Origin of the sequence: Acinetobacter sp. P1(2025), from assembly GCF_051390655.1 — a bacterium.
Classification (GTDB): Bacteria; Pseudomonadota; Gammaproteobacteria; order Pseudomonadales; family Moraxellaceae; genus Acinetobacter; species Acinetobacter junii.
Window position 1 is genome coordinate 1 of sequence record NZ_JBPKBJ010000130.1, and the last position, 4,411, is coordinate 4,411.

A 4,411-nucleotide genomic window follows, 5' to 3' on the forward strand; every position below is an offset into this window, starting at 1 on the left:
TTGTTTAAGATGAGATGTAACTCATTGAAATGTGTCATCATATTCGTCGTCAGAAAACAAGTATTATGCCATTATTTCAATGAGTTATCTTTTTTTGTCGTGTACAAAGAAAAATAATAAATCTCGAATTTATCGGGATGAAAAAATTGTCCAAGTTAATATAAGCTGAAATTTAAAGAAGTGCTATAAGTGACTGAATTTTTCAACATTATGTATACAATCAACTAGATGAACGTTTAAAAAGCCCAACATTTGTTGGGCTTTTTGTGATTAATCCAGACCTTTTTTGGCAGAATAGGCATAGGTGTAATTATAACCATAGCCATAACCACCACCGCGTTGTACATCATTCAGAATTAGACCATCGACTTTCACCCCCGCTTGTTCAAAGCGTGAGATAGCGATTTCCATTTCTTTCATGCCTGTTTTAGCAAAACGCGCAAGTAGAATATTCACACCCGCATATTGAGACACAATAATACCGTCAGTCACCGCAAGTACTGGCGGTGTATCGATAATAATATGATCGTACAATGGACTTAAGGTATCGAGCATTTCTTTAAAACGATCGGGGCTTAAAAGTTCAGAAGGGTGGGTTGGGTTTTTACCACGTGCGATAAAATCTAAACCTTCAACTTCAGTTGAGTGAATAACATTGGATAGGGTATCTGTTTCAGCTAAATAATCGGCTAAACCATTTTCATGGGTGCGGTTAAAATACAGGTGTAAGTTACCACGACGCATGTCCCCATCAATGAGTAAGACACGTTTTTGATTGCCCGCTAAAATCGTAGCAAGGTTCGCGGAAACAAATGATTTACCCACCTCTGGTGCAGGCCCAGATAACATAATGATATTGTTTTTAGCAGAGCTTAGGGCAAAATGAATTGCAGTACGCATACTGCGTAGGCTTTCAATCGCAACATCATCACTATTTTTAATTGCAAGAATAGGTGTGGCTTTGTGTTTTTTAAGCAACTTAATGCGACTTTCTTGAATCGGTGAACGAGGTACAGTCGCATATACGGGTAAGTTCAATTCATTTTCTAATTGTGACGCATCTTTAATGCCTGAGCGCATCATATTACGTAGAAGGGCAATCAATACCCCAATAAAGCCACCCACAAACAGCGACAGTACCAGAATCATTAATTTTTTTGGCTTAATCGGCTGAATTGGTTCAACTGCAGTATCAATAATCCGAACGTTACCAATTTCACCGGCCTTGGCAATTTTAAGTTGTTGGGATGAATTCAATAATGATGTATAAAGTTGGGTTTTGACTTCTACTTCACGATACAGTTGTAAATAACGGCGTTGTAAATCAGGTAATTGTTTTAGTGTGCTGTTCAAGCTTTCAATTTCTTGATTCACGCTTGCCAACTGCGCATCGAATTCTTGAATCGTCGGGTGAGCAGAGGTGTATTTTGACGCTGCTTCAGCACGTTTTTGTTCAATTTCGGCTTTTTGCGTTTCTAGCGTGACACTCTTATTTAAATAAAGCTGAGATTCTTGGTTGACATCAACTGTATTGTATTGCTGACGAAAAACGTTAAATTCACGTTCTGCAGTATCAAGTTGTTGACGCAGTTCAGGCAGTTGTTCATTTAAGAACTGTAGCGTTTGTGCAGTTTCCGCTGAACGACGTTCTACGTTTTGTTGGCTATAGGCACTCAAAATGGCATTGAGGACTTTGACCAAATGCGCTTTGTTTTCACCTTGATAATTAAGCCCAATAATCCCTGTTAATTTCCCTTTTTCGGCAACTGAAAGGTTCGTCATAATGCTATTTACAGCAGCGGGTAAGGACTGACGTGTAATTGAAAATGGCTCATCAAATTGATCTTGAGTGAAAATACCCACTTTCCAAGCATCTGATGCAGCAGCTTTACTTTGACTAATTTGATTAATCGGTGCTTGAAAGACAACTTGTTGCAAGATTGGATCAATAAGCTGATATTGTTGGCCTTCAAATTTTAAAGTCAGTGCTTTATCTTGATATTGAGTTGGGACTTCAAATTGACGAATATCTAATTTTTTATTTTGATCTTGGTAAATAACACCTTTGTGGTCGTATGTGATGACTGCATTTTCAGGTGAAATAATACGATTAAATAGGCCATTATTCAGTGCACCCACTTGAATATTCAGATTTAATTCATCAATCACTTTACCCAAAACCATTCGTGATTTTAAAATCTCGATTTCTGCTTGAGCAGGTTGTTTTTGATCGACCATATTTGCCAAATCACCCAATAGGGCAGCCGAGGTCCCTTTACTTTCTTCGACTTGTACCAATGCATTGACGGCATAGGTTTCAGGTGTAATTCTTAAATACAATAATGCGCAAATTAAGCTCAAAATCACGCATAATGCGATGAGTTTCCACTGAGCAATCAATGAGAAAAATAATTCTTTTAAATCAATGGTGTCTTCGGATGATTGGTTTTGGCTCATAAGGGATCAGCTATAAAATTAAATTCTTTGTTTCCAGTCGTTGACGCAGCGTTGAATGAGTTCGCAACTTTCGTTAAAGACCGATTGATCATGTTGATATGGATCAGCAATATTTGTGCTTTGCCAATGCCCCAAACGATAAATTTTACCTTTGACAAATGGCCATTGACGTTCAATATGTTGTTGTTGTCGATTGCTCATGACCAAGATTAAATCTGCTTTTTGTAAAAGCTCACTATTGAGTTGCTGGGCAATATGATCATGCATTGCAATGCCGAAATTTTGCATTGCCTGTTGTGCTTTTTCATCTGCGGGATGACCCACCATAGCAGAGATACCTGCAGATGAAATTTTTTTGTCAGGGCAGAGTTGTTTCAGAAAATAAGCGGCCATTGGGCTTCGACAAATATTCCCAACACAGACGACCAAAATATTCTGAAAATGCATTATTGTCCCAAGCGATCAATATTATAAATAATGTTTGAGAAAGGAATCACTTGGTTGATCACACGTTGCCAACGCGCTAAACCTGAAACATCGACATACACAATATCATTGCTACGCATTTTAAATTGGTTAGCAAGTCCAAGATCGCCCAAGTGACTTAAGTCTAAATGGAACATTTCGGTGACTTGTAAATTCGGATGAGTACGAATGACGTAAATTTTACTACGACTTGATGTCAGTGGATCGATCCCTAGGCTTTCACCTAAGACGTCGCCTAAACTCATGCCTTGATCACGTAAAATAATCGATTGATTTTTTTCAGCTTCACCAAGTACATAAACTTTTTCGTTTTCACGTGCGTTGACATATAAGGTGTCATTGGCTTGCAATTGAAGTTGATGCAGTGAAAGGCCAGCACGTTCAAGTTCAATGGCGTTGAGTGGATAATTCACGCCGTTACGTACTAAAGTCAATGACGCGTGGTTACCTGAGTTGGCATTAACACCACCTGCCAGACCAATCGCGGCATAAACACTGGTCGGCTGATCAGTCAGATAAAATTGTCCACCTTTGGCGACAGCGCCCATGACTGAGTAATATTGACCTTGATACGATAAGACACGAACCACAACGTCAGGGTGTTTGAGATATTTGCTAAATCGTTGACGCAAATCTTGTTGTACTTTTGCCAATGATTTTCCAGCAGCATGATAACGACCAATCACAGGAAAAGTGATGTCTCCATTTTGGTCAATTTGAAAACCGTTGGCACGTGTGGATTGTTCGTTACTAACATTATTTGTTGCTGGCGTAATTTCTGGGTACGCCCATAAATAAATGGAAAGGACATCACCAGGGCTTAATAAATAGGGACGAGGTTTACTTTGAAAAAGATGTGCTACTTCATGTTTGATATCAGGTACAGCAGGCTGTAAAGCATTAATGGTATCTTGACGAATTTTAAAGACATTAATGGTGGTGCCTAATTCTGTTTGATAAACCCCTTCATCTGGCAAATCGTAGGTTTGGAAGCCAGATGTAATTGCACAGCTGGTTAAACTTGCACTAATTGCAATGACTAGGGCTGAATAAATAGTTTTCAAACTAGGCCTCAACAAAATAATAATTTAACCGAATGGTATGTTGTGCATTCGTGTTATTTAATCATGTTTTCAGTATACGAAGAATTGCGCAAAATTATAATATGAATGCACACAATATTGTACCTAAATCTGCTAATGATTCTTGTTTAGTATAAAAATCATTTAAAAAATCAGATTTTTCAAAGAAAAAATTATACTGCTTGTAGGTTGAACAGTATTTTGACAGGTGATTTTAATATCGGGGAATAGTTTGAGGGTATCGTGAATCAGTGTAAAATGATTCGATTCACTTAAGATAGGACTTACGCACTATTATTTATAGACTCTCTGTGGTAGCAGATGATTTTTATCGAGAATAAAGTCATCAATGAAGTTTTTGATCATTGGTCTAAATAATTTCTTCT

The 4,411-nt window shown here is 37.9% G+C and carries 3 protein-coding genes; all 3 read right to left on the reverse strand.

Translation table 11 applies throughout. The features are described from left to right. Positions 1 to 270: 270 nt before the first annotated feature. Genes ACSC97_RS17770 through ACSC97_RS17780 form a run of 3 tightly spaced genes read right to left on the reverse strand, consistent with a single transcriptional unit; the run spans position 271 to position 4,007 of the window. Positions 271 to 2,457 carry a polysaccharide biosynthesis tyrosine autokinase gene (locus tag ACSC97_RS17770; RefSeq protein ID WP_436662264.1) on the reverse strand — a complete coding sequence of 729 codons (2,187 nt, stop codon included), beginning with the start codon at positions 2,455 to 2,457 and terminating at the stop codon, positions 271 to 273. Between the two features lie 18 nt (positions 2,458 to 2,475). Continuing rightward, positions 2,476 to 2,904: a low molecular weight protein-tyrosine-phosphatase gene (locus ACSC97_RS17775; RefSeq protein WP_436662266.1), complete on the reverse strand. Its 429-nt coding sequence runs from the start codon at positions 2,902 to 2,904 to the stop codon at positions 2,476 to 2,478. Continuing rightward, positions 2,904 to 4,007 carry a polysaccharide biosynthesis/export family protein gene (locus ACSC97_RS17780; protein ID WP_436662268.1) on the reverse strand — a complete coding sequence of 368 codons (1,104 nt, stop codon included), beginning with the start codon at positions 4,005 to 4,007 and terminating at the stop codon, positions 2,904 to 2,906. The genes ACSC97_RS17775 and ACSC97_RS17780 overlap by 1 nt, the downstream gene beginning before the upstream one ends. Positions 4,008 to 4,411: the final 404 nt, after the last annotated feature.

What these genes read in the sequence shown, in the direction of transcription:
- ACSC97_RS17770 (WP_436662264.1), bottom strand. Translation starts at nt 2,457, where the DNA reads ATGAGCCAAAACCAATCATCCGAAGACACCATTGATTTAAAAGAATTA.
- ACSC97_RS17775 (WP_436662266.1), bottom strand. Translation starts at nt 2,904, where the DNA reads ATGCATTTTCAGAATATTTTGGTCGTCTGTGTTGGGAATATTTGTCGA.